We start from the raw sequence: 17,776 nt of genomic DNA, 5'->3' as shown, positions 1-17,776 counted from the left end.
TGATAGCCCACGCCGACTGGGTCATCGACCTCGGTCCGGGCGCCGGCCAGGACGGAGGCCGGGTCGTCTTCGAGGGTACGCCGGCCGACCTGGTAGCCGAGCGGTCGACCCTGACGGGACGCCACCTGGCCGGATACGTGACTCCCGGGTAGATCCCTGCCTGAGCTGGTCCCGCCATCCCGAGGTCGTTGCAGAAATCGGCCCAGTTGGATACAGGCGGTAACGATAAGGTCCGGATAGGTGGGGGAGGGTTCGCTGCCTGGTTATCTCACCCTTCTCGGAGTTTCTATCTGGTAATCCAACCTGGTCTAGTAGAGATCTAATATAGTGACTTACTATAGATACCGCTAGATCGCCAAGTCGGATCAAGCTAGATCGGTGAGAGGCCGGGTCATCTTGCGTATAGGTTATCTGCTCATATGGTATAGTCACAGCCTATGCGTGAGCCAAATCAACCTCCGGTAGCTACCGTCGACGAGACCGTCGACGAGATCCTGAGCCAGGCTGGCCGACCTGAGACGCCTCTGCGCCGCACTTTCCTCCAGCAGGGCCCTGAGGGAAAGCGCACCCCCGGTCCCCTAAAGACGTTCGTGGTCAACAGCGACCACCGCGGCCTGCTGCTCTACCTACTGGTGTTGGGCAAAGCCAGCTCGGAGCCGTGGGACGCGACACTGGCTGCGGCTGTGTGGGCACGGGCGCTCGGAGTCGAACTTCCCAACTCGGCCACGGCTAAGTCGATGATCTCCAAGGCGTGGAAGCGCCTCGAAGACCGGAGACTGATCCGGCGAGAACGTTACCGGAGGAGAGCACGTGTCTTTCTGCTCAACGAGGCTGGCACCGGCGACCCGTATACGCACCCAGGCCAAGCCCGCGATACCTACTTAAAGCTGCCCCATGCCTTTTGGCAAGCGGACCCGGATGGCGACCGGTGGTACCGCGTGCTCGCCTTGCCCGAGGTCGCCATGCTATTGATCGCCCTTAGCCTCAACGACGAATTCCGCCTCCCCGCCGAGGACATGCCCGACTGGTACGGAATCAGCGCCGACACGGCCAGCCGCGGACTCAAGGGCCTCATCAGCCACGGCCTGCTCGAAGTTAGGAAGCACTACAAGACTGCTCCGCTGAGCCCTGTCGGGTACACCGCCGACCACCTCTACACCCTGCAACCACCGTTCGGACCCAAGGGCCAGGTCCAAGGGCGAAGACAGTGACGACCCCCGCTCCCCCCGACGGCCCTATCCCGACCGGTATTACCGCTGGGATCGACGAAACCGTTGTTGACCACGGCGGCGGTGTCACTTATGTACTTGCAGCAGTTGTGTTCCACGATGCGGAACCAGCCCGCCGGGCCTTCCACCAACTCACAGCAGACCGCAAGCGACCCTTCCACTGGCGGAGAGAAGGCCCTACTCTCCGCGAGGCAGCAGTCACCCTCCTCGAGAACCACCCTGCCTCCACCTACCTGCTAGCCCAATCAACCGGCCGCCGCGGCCAGGTCACCGCCCGCCGGGAACTGCTCACCTACCTCGTAGCAGAACTCACCAACGACGGAGTCGCCCACGTCATCATCGAATCACAGGACTCAGTACTCGACGGTAGGGACCGTCATACGATCCTGGACTCGTTCCAAGCCGACAGCACAGGCCCTCCATTCACCTACCGGTGGGGCACGAAGACCGAACCGCTGCTGTGGTACGCCGACGCGCTCGCCGGTGTTGCCCATGCATACCTCGCCGGTGGGCGAACACACCACTTCCGGCACCTCCAGAAAGCAGGAATCATCACTGGCGTCCGCTACATGGCAGTCAACACCCAGAAATGCGTAAACCCCGGCTCCCGTCCTAGACGACCCTGACAGATCCTCGGACTGGCACTCCGGGGTTTACGACTTCCACCCAGAACATTACCGGAAGGCCATTCCATTCTACCAGGCTGGATCCGAGCACCACTGGGCGGTGGTGTGGTGATGGCCGACGCCGACCGACCTGGTGGCCGAGCGGTCGACCCTGACCGGACGCCACCTGGCTGGGTACGTGACCCCAGGCTAGAGCCCCGAGTCGTCCATCAAGCCGTCGGTAGCTCCAGGCGGGAGGCTTCGGCGTTCAGCAGCCGGGCCGGGATGTCGGGGTTGGCGATGGTCACGACGAACACCTTTCCGTCGTGGAGGTCGAGGCGGATGCCGGGGCCGGCGCGCAGGACCACGGCGGCGCGGTTCATGAGGGTCAGGTTGCCCCGGTATCCCCATCCGCCCCATTCGGTGGGACGGACGTCGAGGGCCTGGGCGGTGGCGATGCGGCGCAGGGGCACCGAGGTGCGGGGCCAGCCGAGGAACCCGTATCGCACGGTCAAGCCCGACCGGTCGGCGGTGACCCGTATGCGGCTGAAGGTGATGACGGCGACACCTGGGAGCAGCAGGACGGTCGCTATCCATGGCCCGACCCATGTTTCCATGAGCTGCGCGAGGACTACTGCGGCGACGAGCACGGCCGCGCCCAGCAGCAGTGGCCATCCGGCGGACATGGTCGCGGTCCAGAAGGCTCGCTCGCCGGGTGCGAGGTCCATGGCGGGCGGTGCGGTATCACCGCCGGTATCGGCTTGGTGTGGCAGGGACGAGGCGATCCGCGCCGCCGCACTGCCCACCATCAGGCTGCCGACGAGCCAGGGGATGAGCGCCCAGGGGGACAGCGACGCGTCCTGCCAACTGTCCAGGCCTCGCTGGCCGATGACGGTGGTGGCGAGAATCCCCGAGCCGAGCGCCACCAGGAACGCACCGACGAACGAGAGGGTCGGCGCGACCATGGGCTGGAACCTCCGCAGGGTCAGGGCGATGAAGGCGCACGCCCCCATCCGAGCACCATGAGCGCGCCGACGACGATGAGGAACTGCTCGGTCGTCATCGAGCCGTCCGGCCTGCCGGCGATGCCGTAGTGACTCGCCACCCGCTCCGGGAGTTCGGAGCGGTAGGCCAGGTAAGTGGCGAGGCCCAGGGCCGCCACCGCAGCGGGGATGGCCGCGCCCAGGAGCATTCTTCGTGTCCGCTCGTTCATAGTTGCACCTCTACCAATTGAAGGATCTCGCGGTCGCCCAGACCGGCGCGTCGCGCTTCTTCGACCAGCCTCCGGGCCAGGTCGACGTGGCGGGCCGCCGACTCGGCGTCCCGCGCCACCGATGTGCCGCGGCCTCTGCGGACTTCGAGCAAGCCCTCGTCGCGCAGCGTCTGGAACGCCCGGAGGACCGTGTGCATGTTCACTCCCAGGCCCTTCGCCAGGTCACGAGCCGGGGGCAGCTTCTCGCCTTCCGCGAGCTCGCGGGCGGCGATGCCACGGCGTATCTGACCGGCCAGCTGTTCGTGAAGGGGCTGCGGTGACTGCGCATCGATCTTCCAGAGCATAGTTCTATTATAACTAGAACTAACCATATAGCAAGCTCGCGTCCGGCCCCGTGGGGATGTGTCCAGGATTTGGGAAAGCCTTCCTGGCCGCCTCAGCGGAGCAGCGTCCGGAAACGCCTCCGATCGGAGAGCAAGAGGGGGCTTGTCGTGTACGTCGGTTCGGCGTACAATGCAGGCATGGATACGAAAAACAGGAGGTGGTCGCTCCGGGTGACACCGGCCCAGGACACGATCGTGCGCCGTGTGCTGAAGGCTACGGGGATGTCACTGAATGAGTATGTGGTCGGCTGTGCCGTGGCAGCGGCTGCCGATGACCTTGCCGACCGACGTGTCTTCGCGGTATCCCCGCAGGTATGGGAGGAACTACAAGAGATGCTCGACCGGCCACCGGCGGCCAAGCCCAGGATCGCCGCGTTGTTGGCCGAGCCCTCGATCCTCGACCCAGTGTGAGGCCCTATCGGGGTCCGGAACCGCTGGAAGCGTCCCACGACGTAGAGGGGTTCGACTGCGGCAACGAAGCGCTCAATGAGTGGCTACAGCGCCGGGCACTGCGCAATCAGCGAGAAAGATCGAGCCGCACCTGGGTGGTCACGGAGAGCACCCGCGTGGTCGGGTACTACGCATCGGCCACAGCAGTCGTAGCCAGGGTGGAAGCGACCGGACGAGCGGCGCGCAACCAGCCCGACCCGCTTCCCGCCATGCTCCTGGGCCGGCTCGCCGTCGACCGCGAGCATCAGGGGAAGGGCCTCGCTGCAGCGCTGCTCAAACACTTTCTGCTCAAGACCCTCGAGGTGGCCGACCTGACCGAACTCCGTCTGGTACTGGCCCATGCCAAAGACCGAAGAGCTGCCGGTTTCTACACGCGCTGGGGCTTCGAGCCTTCCCCCATAGACGACCTAACGCTCATGCTCTTGATCAAAGACATCCGACCCTGAGACTGCCCCATTCCCGGTAGACACCGGCACTTACAGCAACGGAAGGGCGACCGCATCCCGTTTTTCTACAGGAGGCCGCGCTGGTGTAACCATGGTCCCCACACGTCTCTCACATACGAGGGCAAGATCATCTGGCGCCACAAGCGAGCGAGTTCCTCAACCCGGATGAACCGGCGGACATCCTCGGCGACGCCATGTGACAGCACCTGCTTGTACACGGACATGCGGTCCGCTACATCGTCGAGGTCGTACACCCGATCTCCGCTCCAGCGAACATGGCGCGGCAACTCGATCCGCCCACTCGCCTTGACCACCCAAGGGGCGTCAACATCGTAGGGAACGGCTACGGGCCGGTACCAGGCAGTTGGACGGGCTGAACCGGAGGAACTCATTCACCGCATGCATGGTACCGGTACAGCCGACCGGCCACCGAACCTTTGTCGTTACCGCGTCACAAACCCATCCGCCCTTCCGGGTAGATGGAGCGTCGGGCTCCAGATCGAGTCGCTAGAACGGAGGGGCGTGGCTCCTGTCACAGGACCTCGTTACGTTTCGTAAGAGATGCGCGAGTTCAACATTGCAAAGGCAGATCGGACAGCCCCGTCGCGAGGGCTCACGGGCGTCGCCGGCTTGTTATTCCGGCTTCACCCGCTGCAGGCGATCCAGGCATTGGTGCGGGACCGTAGGGAGGTCTACCCGCTCGCTCCTGTTGACGAGGCGGGGAGGTGGGTTTGACGCGGAACGACGACTCACTGGCGACCATCCTCCTGGTGAGCAAGATTGCGGGGGACGGCGTAGCGCCGCTCAGTGCTTCGCAGTTCTGGCGCCTGATCGATCAGGTTGGGGATCCGGGTGGTCTACTCGGAAGGTCCGAGGGTGATCTGATCGGCTCCGGGTTGGGGGAGGACGTGGCGGCCCGGGTGATGGGGCTCCTTTCGCAGGCAGTAGCGGTAGCGTTCGAGTTGGACCGGCTCGATCAGTCCGGAGTAGCGACGCTGACGCCGTTCGACGAGGGCTATCCGCAGCGCTTGCAGATAAGGCTCGGATCTAGGAGACCGGCGATCCTTCATGCCGCCGGGGCTTTGGAGCTCCTAGATCAGCCGGGGGTCGGAGTCGTGGGGAGCCGCAACGTGAGCAAGGAGGGCGCCGAAGTTGCCAAGGCGCTGGGACGGCAGGCGGCTTCGCTCGGGCTTCCTCTCATCTCGGGCGCGGCGCGGGGAGTCGACCAATCGGCGATGGACGCGGCGTTCCAGGCCGGAGGAACCGTGGTCGGAGTCCCGGCCCGCTCGCTGGTCCGGACGCTGAGGACTCCGGACGTGCGGCGGGCGGTCCACGAGGGGCGGACGGTGATGTGCTCTCCGTACGCTCCGGACTCCCCCTTCTCAGTCGGCAAGGCGATGGGCCGGAACAAGCTCATCTACGCGTTGTCGGACGTGACGGTGGCGGTCGCTGCTGACAACGGCTCGGGCGGAACCTGGTCGGGCGCTACGGAGGCCATCAGGGGCGACTACTGCCGGGTGGCCGTGTGGAGGGGTGGCGGAGAGGGCCCCGGCAACGAGCCGCTCGAGCGAAGAGGCGCCCTACCCCTGACCGATACATCGGATCTCGACCGGATCCTGGATGGCGCCCGATCCGATGCGGAACCGCGTTTGCCGCCTGAGCAGGCCATGCTCTTCTGACCTAGTCCTTACTAGGTGTACGTCGGTCCGGAGTTCGCCACAGGTGTGGACACGAGGGAACGGCGCGCCCCAGCCGCTAGTCCGTGGCCGGGCGGTAGGCCACGCCGTTCAGCCACACGTCCTCTGCGATCTCCACCGTTTCCCAGTCCGTTCCGTTGCGGCTGGTGAGGGCGATGGGTGCCGCGCTCCTGAGGTTCCCGTTGTCGTCGTATGTCTCGTTCTGGCCTATCGCCACGAAGGTCCCGTCGCCGTAGGCCACATCCGACAGCGATTGGGACGCACCCGAATGCCGCACGGTCCAGCCGGCGCCGTCCGGGCTGGTGATGATCGTGCTCACCGACCTCTTGGCGGTGGCGTCGTACTCATCGCCCACCGCCACGAACAGGCCGCCGCCGTGGGCAACTCCCCGCAGGAAGGTCACACCCGAGACACCGGAGTCACGGGACGTCCACCCGACCCCGTCGGAGCTGGTGAAGACCGAGCCGTGGCCACCGGTGATCACGAACCGGCCGTCACCGTAGGCGATGGCGAACAGCTGCCGCGGGGCGTCGAAGGGGCTCGGCGTCCAGGCGATCCCGTCCGCGCTGGTGACCACGAACCCGGCTCCGGCCGCCACGAACATGCCCTTCCCGTAGGTCACCGCCGCCAGACCCGGCAGGCCAGAGTCCACCTGAGACCACTCGACCCCGTCAGGGCTCGTCCGGATGACCGCTCCGAGGCCGAAGTCAGGGTCGAACGCTTCGCCCACGGCGACGAACCGGCCGGCGCCGAAGGCTACGTCGGATGCGCCGAAGAAGGCTCCGGGGTCGCGCCCGACCACCGTCCATCCGCCGCCTTCGCCGCTGGCGCCGATGGTGCCCTCCAGCCCGACCACCGCCAGCCGACCGTTGCCGGAGGTCGCGCCGGTGAGGTTCAGGGTCTCGCCATCCGTCCAAACGACGCGATCCCAATCGGCGCCGTCGCTGCTCGTCAGGACACCGGAGCCCACGGCGATGAAGTAGGGAGGCGGAACCGGAGGGATGTCTTCCCTCATGGTCGGTTCGCCCAAGCCGTCACCACAGGCCACAAGCGAAACGGTGACGAGCGCTACGAACCAGGCCTTTCGCAACGGTGCCGACACCGGCGGGGTCCTCCTCGTGTGAGCGGCTGCCAGGCGCCACCTTACGATGCTCGTTGCCGACCTGATCGGACTCTGAACCAGCCACACGCCGGCCGCCAACCCACTCCTCGGGAGGCTGGTCGAGGAGTGGGTAGCGGAACCGGCGGCGGGAGGACGGCGAATGAGTCCGGCGGCGGCTTTCGGTTGCCTTACTGGTCGTCTTCGGGTGTCTCCGTCGGGCCGAGCAGGTCAGCCAGTTCCTCGGCGACCAGGCGCACTATCAGGTCGTCCAGGGACAGCTCCTCGTAGTCGCGCTCGTCGATGTCGGTGGCGCCGCCGGTGGCCCGGCCTTCGGCCCCGTAGGTGAGGAACACGTAGCGGGCGCCGGTGAACTGGGCGAGCTGGCGGAACACGAACTCGGCCTGGTCGTCGGTGCCGGACGACGACACCGGGAAGATCTTGATGCCGCGCCGGGCTGCTTCTCGCATCGACTCTGTGTAGGGCACCGGCACCTGCCGCAGCACCTGCGGGGGCGCGTCGGCCACCAGGAAGACCAGCTGGACCGTGTCTGCGGCGGAGCGCCACGACGGCACCGAGAGGGCGTCGGCCAGCGCCTCGTCGAGGGCTTCCGGCCAGTCGCCGCCGTCGGCGGCCACGACCTCGGCGAGGGCTTCCGAGAAGTCCCCGACGTCGGGGGTGAAGTCGAAGGTCCGGGTGAGGAAGACGTCGCCCTCGTCCCGGTAGAGGGTCATGCCCAGGCGCACGTCCACGTCACCGGGGAGCCGGTGGATGCGCTGGGCCACCTCGTCGATGGTGATCTTGAGCTGGTAGATCTCATCCTCCATCGAGCCGGTGGAGTCGAGCAGGAACAGGACGTCGAGGGCCACGGTCTCGCCGGCCAGGGTCGGCAGGGAGGTCTCGAGGGCGACGCTCTGGCCTCGCTCGGCTGTCGTGCTCGCTCCTCCGGCGGACACCGTGAACGGCCCGTCACCCAGCTCGTAGGCCTGCGGGTGGAAGCGGACCGTGCCGTCGGCGGTGGTCCGGAGTCCCACCCCTCTCTGGCCTGCGGTCACCAGGACCTCGGCGCCGGCCGCCGGAAGGCCGCCCACACCGGTCACCGTCACCACGATGCGTCCGCTCGGGTCGATGTCCCGCACTGGTACGCCGAGGCGGAAGAAGTCGGTGCGGTAGGCCAGGTAGTCGTCGAAGCGCTCGTTGTCGTCGATCGACCCCCCGGTGAGCCTGGTCTGCGGTTGCTCAGACTCGTGGCGGACTTCATCGGCCGGGGCGGTCGTGGCCTCGGCGGCCTCGGTGGTGGCGGCGGCCGCAGTGGTCGGGGGCGCGGCGGTGGTCTCGGCCGACGCAGCGGTCTCGTCATAGTCGATGTCCCCGGCCGGCTCGACTGCCATCACCAGTTCCGCCATCGCCTCTTCCGCTTCCGCCTTCGCCTCTTCCGCTGCTGCTCTCGCGACCGCGGTGGCCTCGGCGGTGGCCGCTTCGCTGCTGCGCAGGTCCGCCTCATCTTCGATCCATCCGTCACCGGCGGACGGAGCCGTCCCGCCGTCACCGGACCGGGTTCCGCCCTCGCCGGAGGGATCGGGTCCGGGATCGACGGCCGGCGCCGCCGTCGTCTCCGCCGTGACAGCGGTCGTGGCGACGCTCTCGGAGCTTTCGGAGCTGCAGGCGCCCGCCAGGAGGGTGACGATTGCCAGCAGCACTATCAGGGTTCGGGTGGGGGCAGGTGTGGTCTTCATGTTCCTTGTGACGACGCCGGCCCGCTCCAAGGTTCCCGGCTCGTCGGATTCCTCAAACGGCGCCCTCTGCCTACCGCGCCTAGCCGTGATCCACTAGGTATCGTCAGGCAGGCACTGGGAGCCGTGTGAGCGAAAGCGGGGACCTCGATGACCCTCAACACCCGGTCGGTCCGGCGACGAGCGGGCACCCGACGGATCGTCGGTGGCCGGCCACACCCCGGGCGCGGCTCGGTCCCGGCGGCTGTCCTGGTCGTGGTGTTGCTGGCTGGTTGTTCGGGGGGCGAGGACGCCGAGTACTCGGCCGCTGATGCCTCCGGCGCCGAGACGGTGTCGGTTTCGGTGCCGGAACTCTCGGATGTGGCCCGGCAGGGCGGCGAACTGTTCACGGCCAACTGTTCGGAGTGTCACGGCCCCACCGCAGGCGGGTCGTCGCAGGGCCCGCCGCTGGTGCACAAGATATACGAGCCGGGCCACCACGCCGACTTCAGCTTCGTCCGTGCCGTGGAGACGGGATCGCCCCAGCACCACTGGAACTTCGGGGACATGGAGCCGGTGCCGGGCCTGTCACCAGAGGACCTGAACAGGGTCATCTGCTACGTGCGGGAGCTGCAGTACGCCAACGGCATCTTCACCGCTCCGGCCGGGTTGGCCGCGTGCGAGGTTTGAGTCCGGTTTAGGAGGGTGAGTATGAGGGCGAAGGATCGGTGGCGGGCCGAGTTGGAGGCCTGGGTGATTCCCCAGAGGCTGCTCGACGCGGCGGAGGAGTCGCCCTACGGGTGGTCGCCGTGGATATGGGAGCGGATGTCGGCCGCGGCCCGTTCCGTGCCCCCTCCGGTCACGGTCGAGTTGGCGAGGCGCCTTGCCGGGGAGCACGGTTCGGTGCTCGATGTGGGCGCCGGGAGGGGACGGGTCTCGCTGCCCCTGGCGGTATCGGGTCATGGTCTCACCGCGGTGGAGCCCGACGCGGGGATGGCCGACGGTTTCGAGGAGGAGGCGGCCCGGCTCGGCGTCTCCGCCCGGCTGGTGAGGGGACGCTGGCCGGAGGTGGCAGGTCAGGTCCCGCAGGTCGACGTCGTCATGTCGGCCAACGTCGTCTACGACGTGGCCGACATCGGTCCGTTCGTGGCGGCTCTCGACGACACTGCCCGCCGGGGGGTGGTGGTCGAGATGACCGAGCGGCATCCTCGGGTGAACATCGCACCGTTTTTCCGCGCCGTCCACGGCGTCGACCGTCCCGACGGCCCGTCGGTCGACGACCTGGTAGAGGTGATCGTCGAGGAGATCGGTGTCCGTCCCGAAGTGGAGCACTGGGAGCGACCGGCGTTGCTGTGGTTCGAGAACTGGGACGAGATACTCGCCTTCTACGGGAAGAGGGTGACCCTGCCCCTGGCCCGACGTTCGGAACTGCGGCCCCTCCTGGAACCACAGGTCACCGAGGAGGACGGCCGGCTGTACGTAGGGAAGCGCATGGGCCGGCACAGCACCCTCTGGTGGCGCCCGAAACGGTGAAGGACGACGCAAGACCGACCCGATGCATGACCGGTGGTTTCACCCAGTCGCGTGCCTATGGTCCCGAGCGACTCAACTCCCTGGATGGCCGGCCGGTCTGGCCGCCTGCGAGGTGTCTAAGCCCGGTCAAAAGGTGAACGTACCGGACATGGTCGTGGTGCCGTCGACCGAGGCCTCGACGCGGGCGGTCGCATGGTGGGTTTCGGCGTCGATGCGCATCCGGCATCCGGGGTAAACCGGCTTGGAGAAGCGCACCGTGGCGGCGGAGAGGTCCGCCGGATGGGCATTCACAGCCCCGGCGGCGACCCTGGCAGTAATGCCCATCGTGGCCAGCCCGTGCAGGATCGGCCGGTCCAGCCCCATGGCGGCTGCCACGGACGGATCGATGTGAACAGGGTGCTTGTCACCCGTGAGCCGGTAGAGCACGGCCGCCTCGGGGCCTACGTGTGCCGATCCGGTCCAGGTCGGCGCCGGCCTGGAGGCCTCACCGGTGGGAGCGGGCGGATCGCCGCCCCAGCCCCCGACGCCGGGCAGCAGGATCGTGTAGCCGGCTTCGAAACCGGAGGCCACCACGTCGATCTCGACGATGGTCAGCCTGCCCTTGTCGTAGACGGAGCGGACACGGCCGCTCATCCGGGTCGGCGTGGGCCGCAATGGCTCGTTGACCACCAGGCTCTGGCCGACATGGAGTGACCGGGTGGGATCGTAGGCGCCGAGGCGGCCGGCTGCCTCCACCGCCCATAGGCCGAGAGAGCAGGCATACGTCGGTAGGACTCGCAGAGCTCGCTCGTAGACCAGGTCGAGTTGCGAGGCGGAGGCACCGACGGCGAGGGCGTAAAGGATGGCGTCGTCGGCTGAGAAGTCGACGGTACGCGTGCCGAGCTCGCAGCCGGCCAGATCCTTCAGCTTCATGCCCTCTGCTCGTTCCTGATCGAAGCCCGGCGGGCCTCGAGGGCCGCTCGGCGGGACGGGGAGACCAATCTAGCCTCTCGCTCCGCCTGCCACTGGGCGGGGTCGAATCCGGCATGGCTGTCCAGGGAAGCGAGTACGGCCTTGGTGGCCGCCGTGGTATCCCGGTCCGCGGAGACCGCCTGCACGAGGCGCACGGCGGTCTTGACCGCGGCGCCCGGCTGAACCACTATGGACGAGCCGCGTGGCAGCTCCCGGCCCGCCAACTCCTGCTGGAGAACCATGAGACGGCGCACCACCGCCGAGCCGAGTCGGGAATGCAGGCGGGCCATCGACACCGGGTTGTACAGGATTCCCAACCGGGTCGAGGGCAGGCCGATGCGCGCTTCTTCCGAGACCACGACCGCATCGCAGGCCCACGCCAGGTCGACTGCCCCCCCGTAGCAGGCTCCCTCGACGGCAGCCACCACCGGCAGCGGGCTATGGGTGATTCGGCCGCAGAGGCGTTCGAGTTCGTCATCGAACCCGATGTCCTCGAGTGATCCGGTGAACGCGGCGAGGTCCGCTCCGGCACTGAAGTGTCTGGATCCCCCGGTGATGACCACCCCGCTGACATCGGCGCCGGCGAGCCCGGTCGCATCGGACTCGTGCGCTTCGGCCGCATCGAGTCCTGCTTCGAGTCCGCGGATCGTGCGGCACAGCAGAGCGTTGGCACGATCCGGACGGTTGATCTCCACGACGAGAGCGGCGCCTTCGACCCGGCGGGTTACGTCGGTCATCGTGCCGGGATGCGGGGCGACAGCCGGGCGAAGAGCCGGAGGTCCAGCTCGGCTTCGAGTTGCTCGGCGAGGGACAGCAGGTGGAGGTCGGCACCGTGCCTTCCGACCAGTTGGATGGAGACCGGTAGGCCGTCCACGAAACCCACCGGGAGGACTATGGCGGGATGCCCGGAGACGTTGAAGGGAGCCGCGAACGGGAATGGGCCCCAGAGCCGTCCCACCCGCCGACCGGCCACGGTCTTCGGCCGGCATCCGAGCTCGAAGGCGGGGGTGGCGGTGCCCGGAGTGGCGATCACGTCGTAGTCGCGGAAGTACCGGTCCACCCGGGCCCGGTACTGCACGAGGGCCGAGCGGGCCTCGCGGAGGGTCTCCGGGTCGAGCCGCTCGGCCGCTCTCAGGGACCGCTCCTGGTAACTCGTCAGCCGGTGGGGACCGCCGAGCAGGTGGCCCCGGCGCTCGCCCTCCTCGGCCAGCACCAGCGGCCCGAATACCTCCTCCCATCCGCCGAGGTCCAGTTCCACCGGGCTGACGTGGTGCCCGCTGGCGGCGAGCTTCTCCACCGCCGACGCGGCGGCGGTGCCGAGGCCGGGGTCGACCGGACGGCCCTCCGGGTCGGCGCACCACGCGACGCGGTGCGGGCGCGTCCCGGCCGGCATACCCGGGGTTGCGATGTCGTCTGCGGAGAGCACGGAATGCATGTACCGGGCGTCGGCCACGCATCGGGCTAGCGGCCCGGCGGAGATGAACGGGCTGAACGCCTGGAAGCCGCCGGCGTCGTCAACGGCTCCGTAGGTGGGCTTCATGCCGACGAGGCCGCAGAACGCCGCCGGGATGCGGATCGAGCCGCCGCCGTCGGAACCGAGCCCGAGGGTGCAGGTCCCCGCTGCGACCGAGGCTGCGGCGCCGCCGCTGGACCCTCCCGCGGTGCGGCCGGGGTCGAAGGGGTTGGCGGTATCGGGACCGAGCAGGTTGTCGGTGGTGGCCGACTGGCAGAACTCCGGGACGTTGGTCTTGCCGACGAACACGGCTCCGGCCCTGCGGAGGCGGCGCACGGCGCCGGAGTCGTGGCGGGCCACGTCGCCGGCATGGGCCAGCGAACCGAGCGTGGTGACGTGGCCCTCGACGTGGAATGCGTCCTTGATCGAGACCGGGACGCCGGCGAGAGGGCCCGGATGGCCGTTCCGGTAGGCGGCTTCGGCCGCCGCGGCCTGGCGCCGGGCCAGTCCGGGGGTGGCCAGGACGAAGGCATGGAGGATCGGATCGGTCTCGGCGATACGGACCTGCGCCATCTCCGCAACCTCGACGGGCGAGAGCGAGCCGTCGCGGTAGGCCTCGACGAGCCGCTGCACGGGCCACCAGAGGGGACCGTCATCCACGGGCGGACACGCCTCCCGAGACGGTGAACACCTCGCCCGTCACGTAGCTCGCCTCGTCCGAGGCCAGGAACGAGACCATGCTCGCCACGTCGTCGGGGCGTCCCACGCGGTCCAGGAACGCCTTCTCGGACAGGTAACGGTCGAAGAACTCCTCGGGGTAGATCCTGCGGAGGAAGTCGTTGTGGATGAGGCCCGGGGCGACAGCGTTGACCCGCACCCCGTGGACCCCGTTCTCGGCCGCGGCGACCCGGGTGAGGGCCAGGACGCCGGCCTTGGCGGCGGAGTAGGCCGCGCCGTGATCGGCCGACATCTCCCAAGCCGCGATCGAAGAGATGTTGATGATCGAGCCTCGGCCCTTGGCGATCATGGTGGGGAGCGCATAGCGCATGCACACGAACGTGCCGGTGAGATTCACGTCGAGGCACCGCTGCCAGGTCTCCAGAGACATCTCGGCCACCGGCTCGATCTTCGACCATCCCGCGTTGTTGACCAGCACGTCGAGGCGATCCCTGCGGGCCACCACGTCGTCGATGACGGCGCCGGCCTGCGCGTGGTCGGTCACGTCGAGGGGGTAGGAGAGGACCTCCCGTCCAAACTCGGCGGACAGGGTCCGGGCGAAGGCGCGGCACCGGCGCTCGTGGGCGTCGGTCACCACCACGTCGAGGCCGTCCGAGGCGAGCCGGCGCGCCACCGCCGCCCCGATGCCGGCTCCCGCGGCTGCGGTTACCAATGCCACCGGCCGGTCGTTATCCATCAGCTGCCTCCTGCTGCTTCGACGGCGGGGATCACCGTGCCGGACAGGTGGTCGAGACGCTGCTGCCGCCCGCCCGACAGGAGGGCGAAGGTGATGCGGTCGATGCCGAGCCGCCACAGCTGTCGGAGCCGGTCGACACAGGTGTCCAGGTCGCCGGCCAGCGCCACCGACCGGGCGAAGTCGTCAGACACGATCCGGCGGTGCCGTGCCTGCAGCGAGAGGTGATCGACGAGTTCGTAGGCGCCGGCGGCCCGGGCGAACTCGGGACGGAACCTCTCCCAGGCCGGTGGCATGTGCTTCCACGGGTGGAAGGTGGCTGCCTGGCTGGTGGCCCAGGCCCGGATGTCCGCGATGGCCGCCGCCTCGTCGTCACCCACCGACATGGTGACGAACAGGTCGATCGTCAGCTCCTTGCGATCACGTCCGGCGCTCGCCATGCCCTCGTGTATGAAGTCGAGTTGCCACGAGCAGAACTCGGGGTCGGCGGCGCCCATCAGCACGACACCGTCGCAGGTCTCGCCGGCGAGGCGCAGCATGGCCGGCTGCGACGCGGCGAGATAGATGGGGATCTGGCGGGTGGCGGCCGCCAGGCGGACCCGGGTACCGGAGAGCTCGCACTCCTCGCCGGTGAACAACCGGCGGAACCCGTCGATCCCGGCGCGCAGGTCGCCCAGCTTCGACGGCCTGCCCCCGGCGCCCAGTACTGCTGACCAGCCCGCGCCGAGGCCGAGCACGGCCCGGCCGGCTGACAGCTCGTCGAGGGCGACCGTGGCGTTGGCGGTGACGGTGGGGTGCCGGGTCACGAGGTTGGTGACACCCGCTCCGATGAGCACTCGCTTGGTGGACAGCGCGGCCAGGTTCATGGCCGCGTACACGTCTTTCAGCCCGAGTTGGAAGTCGATGTACCAGATGGCGTCGAAGCCGCGCTCGTCGATGGCCCGGGCCAGCCCGGACGTGTGGCGCAGGGGCTCCCGGGAGCTCACTCCCAGCGAGATCCCGTAGCTGCGGCTCATCGGGCACCCCCTCGGTCCAAGAGCCGTGCGAGCAACCGGCCGTAGGCTTCGGGCCGGTCGACCGAGAGCAGGTGACCGGCGCCGGAGATCTCGTGGAAGCGGCTGTGGGGCACGGCATCGGCGATGATATCCGATGCCCGGCGGGGACAGAAGACATCGCGGTCCGCCCCGACGATGTCGAGGGGCGCCGTGATCTCCGACAGCAGCGTATTGAGAGGTTCGGCCCGGATCCCGATCATGGCCCTGGCCGCGTTGATGTAGCCGCGGCCGTCCCCGACTGCGGCCATCCGGTGAGCAGCGAGGGAGTCGAGGTCAGCCTCGGTGACGACCTGGAGCGCGGTGTCGTCGCGCAGCCCGGCGGCGAAGCCGGAATTGTCCCCGGATTCGAGCTGGGCGATGCGGCCGGCGAAGAACCCGGCTGCGGCCCTCCCGACGACCGATGAGGTGGCGACCACCACGAGGTGGCGGATCAGGTCCGGTGCGGCGGTAGCGGCCTTCAGACCGATAGTGCCGCCGAGCGAGTAGCCGACGACCGCGGCAGGACCGCTGACGGTGGTCAGGAACATGATCAGGTCGTCGCTCAACTGTGACAGCGTGCCCGAACCCTGGCCGGCGGTCGTCCGGCCGTGGCCCCGGAGGTCGACGGCGTAGGTGGTGAACGAGCCCAGATGGGCGGCGACCGAGTCCCATGAGCGGTGGTCCTCTGCCAGTCCGTGGAGGAGCACGACGGCCGGGCCTGAGCCGCGCCGGCTGTAGTTGGCCACGATGTCGTTCAGCTCGACAGCCGTCATCGGTCGATGCCTCTACGGTCCCGAACCGGGTTCGCGGGGGTGCGGCTCCCGGCCCCGGGGACACGGCTGAGCAGATCGCGCCGTAGCTCAGGCTTCCGGATCTTGCCCGCGGCCGTGCGGGGGAAGCGGTCGACCAGCTCCAGACGCTCGGGCCAGTACCTGCGGGACAGGCCGTGCTCCGCGCAGAATGCCACGATCTGGTCGAGGTCCAGGGGGGCGGTGGCCTGCACGACGGCGCAGATACGCTCGCCGAGACGCTCATCCGGCCAGCCGATCACGGCAACCCCGGCCACATCGGGGTGGGCGGCGATGATGTTCTCGGTCGCGACGGGCGAGATGTTGACCGCGCCGCGGATGATCAGGTCCTTGACCCGCCCGGTGATCGATACGTACCGGTCGGCTTCGATGCGGGCCAGATCGCCGGTACGGAAGAACCCGTCACCGACCAGGTGCTCGGCGTACAGCTCGGGCTGGCCGAAGTAGCCGTTGAACACGCCCGGTCCGCGCATGGCCAACTCGCCGGCGCCGGACGCCTTGAGCCGCATCTCGGCGTCGAGGACTCTTAGCTCCAGGCCGGGCAGCCCGATACCGACGGTGGTCTCGACCTGGTGGTAGGTGGAGCTGTCCACGCAGGTGGTCAGACCGCCCTCGGTCATGCCCCAGAGCGGCGTCACGAACGTGTTCGGGAACTCGCTGCGGCACCGCCGGATCAGCGCCGGCGGTACCTGGGCGCCCCCGCACAGGAAGCTCCGGAGCGAAGCCAGCTTGGGCTCGGCGCCGCGCCACTGGGCATTGGCCAGGTCGAGCAGGAACGGCGTCGCCGCGGCGGTGAACGCGGCGCGGTGACGTGACACCAACTCGAGGGCGGTCGTAGCGTCCCACCGGTCCTGGAGGATGAGCGGCGCGCCCAAGAACATCGACAGCCGGGCGCCGTGGATGGCGCCGACGCTGTGGCCGAGGGGCGACGGCATGAAGACGGGTGTACGGGAGCCGAGGTCGAACCGCTGCGCGAACTGGCGGTTCAGCGTCGCCAGGGAGTCCTCGCTGTGGCTCACGGCCTTCGGCGGCCCGGTGGTGCTCGAGGTGAACATGAGGTGGGCGGTGGCCTCGGGGACATGGTCGGTCCCCTTCGGGCCGCTACCGGTGCTCTGCACGTAGAGGGAGGTGCGATCGGCCAGGCCCACGGCCACGCCACCGGTCCGGGCGGCGGCCTCCCGGATGGCCTCGACCGGCGACGCTCGACGGTGGTGGCTCACGGAAATGGCGAGCGCGGGTTTGACCAGCTCGAAGATGTGTCGCACGTGGTCCGCCTCGGTGGTCACGGGCGGTGTTGCCGGGACGTGGCCGGCCCGTAGCACGGCCAGGAACATCACCAGCCAGGAGGTGGTGTTGGGCAGATGAACCACCACGACCCGCCTCGCGTCGCCGACAGCCGTCCGGATCTGCTCGGCCGCCTCGCCCGCCGCGTTCCAGAGGTCGGCCCGTGACAGGGTGTCACTGCCGCTGATCACGGCCAGGTCGTCGGGGCCGGAGGCGACGTGGGACTCGAAGCGGTCCACCAGCCGCCGGCCGGTCCACCACCCGGCATGGCGGTAACCGGCCGCGGTGTCGCCCACCAGTCCCTCCGAGGCAGCCGACATCATGCTGTCGATACCCATGACCGCGCTACTCGAGAAAGGCGGAATCGCGGCATGACCGACACGGTAGCCAACACCGCGAAATCGATCCCGTCGGAGACCTGTTGATCACGGCTCGAGATCCGGCGGATTGCGGCGCAGTGCCATGAT

20 protein-coding genes are annotated in these 17,776 nt (G+C 68.5%); 7 read left to right on the top strand and 13 right to left on the bottom strand.

The annotated features are described in order from the left end of the window. The first annotated feature begins 437 nt into the window (after positions 1–437). Together OXK16_11345 and OXK16_11340 are read left to right on the top strand one after the other, a co-directional pair. Positions 438–1,211, top strand: coding sequence for a hypothetical protein (locus OXK16_11345; GenBank protein MDE0376543.1), 774 nt, complete (start codon positions 438–440; stop codon positions 1,209–1,211). Beyond that, positions 1,208–1,855: a hypothetical protein gene (locus OXK16_11340; GenBank protein MDE0376542.1), complete on the top strand. Its 648-nt coding sequence runs from the start codon at positions 1,208–1,210 to the stop codon at positions 1,853–1,855. Before OXK16_11345 ends, OXK16_11340 begins: the two co-directional genes overlap by 4 nt. 209 nt (positions 1,856–2,064) lie before the next feature. Here the strand turns inward: OXK16_11340 and OXK16_11335 are convergent, their stop codons facing one another. From OXK16_11335 to OXK16_11325, 3 genes are read right to left on the bottom strand one after another with little or no spacing between them, the layout of a single operon-like run. Beyond that, positions 2,065–2,799, bottom strand: coding sequence for a hypothetical protein (locus OXK16_11335; protein MDE0376541.1), 735 nt, complete (start codon positions 2,797–2,799; stop codon positions 2,065–2,067). 20 nt (positions 2,800–2,819) lie between these two features. Next, positions 2,820–3,047, bottom strand: coding sequence for a DUF1648 domain-containing protein (locus OXK16_11330; protein MDE0376540.1), 228 nt, complete (start codon positions 3,045–3,047; stop codon positions 2,820–2,822). Beyond that, the gene (locus tag OXK16_11325; GenBank protein ID MDE0376539.1) at positions 3,044–3,391 is read right to left on the bottom strand and encodes a GntR family transcriptional regulator; all 348 of its coding nucleotides are present in this window, start codon (positions 3,389–3,391) and stop codon (positions 3,044–3,046) included. Before OXK16_11325 ends, OXK16_11330 begins: the two co-directional genes overlap by 4 nt. A 69-nt stretch (positions 3,392–3,460) precedes the next feature. Here OXK16_11325 and OXK16_11320 point away from each other — a divergent pair, with 69 nt between their 5' ends. Both OXK16_11320 and OXK16_11315 read left to right on the top strand, forming a co-directional pair. Beyond that, on the top strand, positions 3,461–3,841 hold the full coding sequence (locus tag OXK16_11320) for a DUF1778 domain-containing protein (protein MDE0376538.1): 381 nt from the start codon (positions 3,461–3,463) through the stop codon (positions 3,839–3,841). Beyond that, complete coding sequence (locus OXK16_11315) at positions 3,745–4,326, top strand: GNAT family N-acetyltransferase (protein MDE0376537.1); 582 nt, start codon at positions 3,745–3,747, stop codon at positions 4,324–4,326. The genes OXK16_11320 and OXK16_11315 overlap by 97 nt, the downstream gene beginning before the upstream one ends. A gap of 65 nt (positions 4,327–4,391) precedes the next feature. On the opposite strand, the gene OXK16_11310 is transcribed toward OXK16_11315, so the two are convergent. Then, positions 4,392–4,718: a hypothetical protein gene (locus tag OXK16_11310; protein ID MDE0376536.1), complete on the bottom strand. Its 327-nt coding sequence runs from the start codon at positions 4,716–4,718 to the stop codon at positions 4,392–4,394. A gap of 339 nt (positions 4,719–5,057) precedes the next feature. On the opposite strand from OXK16_11310, the gene OXK16_11305 reads away from it, so the two are divergent. Next, a complete protein-coding gene (locus OXK16_11305; GenBank protein MDE0376535.1) occupies positions 5,058–6,005 on the top strand; it encodes a DNA-processing protein DprA in 948 nt (315 codons plus the stop codon). Between the two features lie 76 nt (positions 6,006–6,081). On the opposite strand, the gene OXK16_11300 is transcribed toward OXK16_11305, so the two are convergent. Both OXK16_11300 and OXK16_11295 read right to left on the bottom strand, forming a co-directional pair. Then, complete coding sequence (locus OXK16_11300) at positions 6,082–7,038, bottom strand: hypothetical protein (protein ID MDE0376534.1); 957 nt, start codon at positions 7,036–7,038, stop codon at positions 6,082–6,084. A gap of 275 nt (positions 7,039–7,313) precedes the next feature. Then, the gene (locus OXK16_11295; protein MDE0376533.1) at positions 7,314–8,858 is read right to left on the bottom strand and encodes a VWA domain-containing protein; all 1,545 of its coding nucleotides are present in this window, start codon (positions 8,856–8,858) and stop codon (positions 7,314–7,316) included. Positions 8,859–9,005: 147 nt separating this feature from the next. On the opposite strand from OXK16_11295, the gene OXK16_11290 reads away from it, so the two are divergent. After that, complete coding sequence (locus OXK16_11290; GenBank protein ID MDE0376532.1) at positions 9,006–9,524, top strand: cytochrome c; 519 nt, start codon at positions 9,006–9,008, stop codon at positions 9,522–9,524. A 21-nt stretch (positions 9,525–9,545) separates the two neighbouring features. Further along, positions 9,546–10,367: a class I SAM-dependent methyltransferase gene (locus tag OXK16_11285; GenBank protein ID MDE0376531.1), complete on the top strand. Its 822-nt coding sequence runs from the start codon at positions 9,546–9,548 to the stop codon at positions 10,365–10,367. A gap of 126 nt (positions 10,368–10,493) precedes the next feature. Here the strand turns inward: OXK16_11285 and OXK16_11280 are convergent, their stop codons facing one another. From OXK16_11280 to OXK16_11250, 7 genes are read right to left on the bottom strand one after another with little or no spacing between them, the layout of a single operon-like run. Beyond that, positions 10,494–11,279, bottom strand: a complete 786-nt coding sequence (locus tag OXK16_11280; protein MDE0376530.1) for a MaoC/PaaZ C-terminal domain-containing protein — start codon at positions 11,277–11,279, stop codon at positions 10,494–10,496. Next, positions 11,276–12,055, bottom strand: coding sequence for an enoyl-CoA hydratase/isomerase family protein (locus OXK16_11275; protein ID MDE0376529.1), 780 nt, complete (start codon positions 12,053–12,055; stop codon positions 11,276–11,278). The genes OXK16_11280 and OXK16_11275 overlap by 4 nt, the downstream gene beginning before the upstream one ends. Continuing rightward, positions 12,052–13,431, bottom strand: a complete 1,380-nt coding sequence (locus OXK16_11270; protein MDE0376528.1) for an amidase — start codon at positions 13,429–13,431, stop codon at positions 12,052–12,054. The genes OXK16_11275 and OXK16_11270 overlap by 4 nt, the downstream gene beginning before the upstream one ends. Then, positions 13,424–14,185: an SDR family NAD(P)-dependent oxidoreductase gene (locus OXK16_11265; GenBank protein MDE0376527.1), complete on the bottom strand. Its 762-nt coding sequence runs from the start codon at positions 14,183–14,185 to the stop codon at positions 13,424–13,426. The genes OXK16_11270 and OXK16_11265 overlap by 8 nt, the downstream gene beginning before the upstream one ends. Further along, on the bottom strand, positions 14,185–15,198 hold the full coding sequence (locus tag OXK16_11260; GenBank protein ID MDE0376526.1) for an LLM class flavin-dependent oxidoreductase: 1,014 nt from the start codon (positions 15,196–15,198) through the stop codon (positions 14,185–14,187). The genes OXK16_11265 and OXK16_11260 overlap by 1 nt, the downstream gene beginning before the upstream one ends. After that, positions 15,195–15,989, bottom strand: a complete 795-nt coding sequence (locus OXK16_11255) for an alpha/beta fold hydrolase (protein ID MDE0376525.1) — start codon at positions 15,987–15,989, stop codon at positions 15,195–15,197. The genes OXK16_11260 and OXK16_11255 overlap by 4 nt, the downstream gene beginning before the upstream one ends. Beyond that, positions 15,986–17,647, bottom strand: a complete 1,662-nt coding sequence (locus OXK16_11250) for an AMP-binding protein (protein MDE0376524.1) — start codon at positions 17,645–17,647, stop codon at positions 15,986–15,988. The genes OXK16_11255 and OXK16_11250 overlap by 4 nt, the downstream gene beginning before the upstream one ends. Positions 17,648–17,776: the final 129 nt, after the last annotated feature.

The sequence above is a fragment of the bacterium genome (assembly GCA_028821235.1).
Lineage (GTDB): Bacteria > Actinomycetota > Acidimicrobiia > Spongiisociales > Spongiisociaceae > Spongiisocius.
The sequence above is the reverse complement of the archived record's forward strand: the minus strand, read 5'-3'. Positions and strand labels throughout refer to the sequence as shown.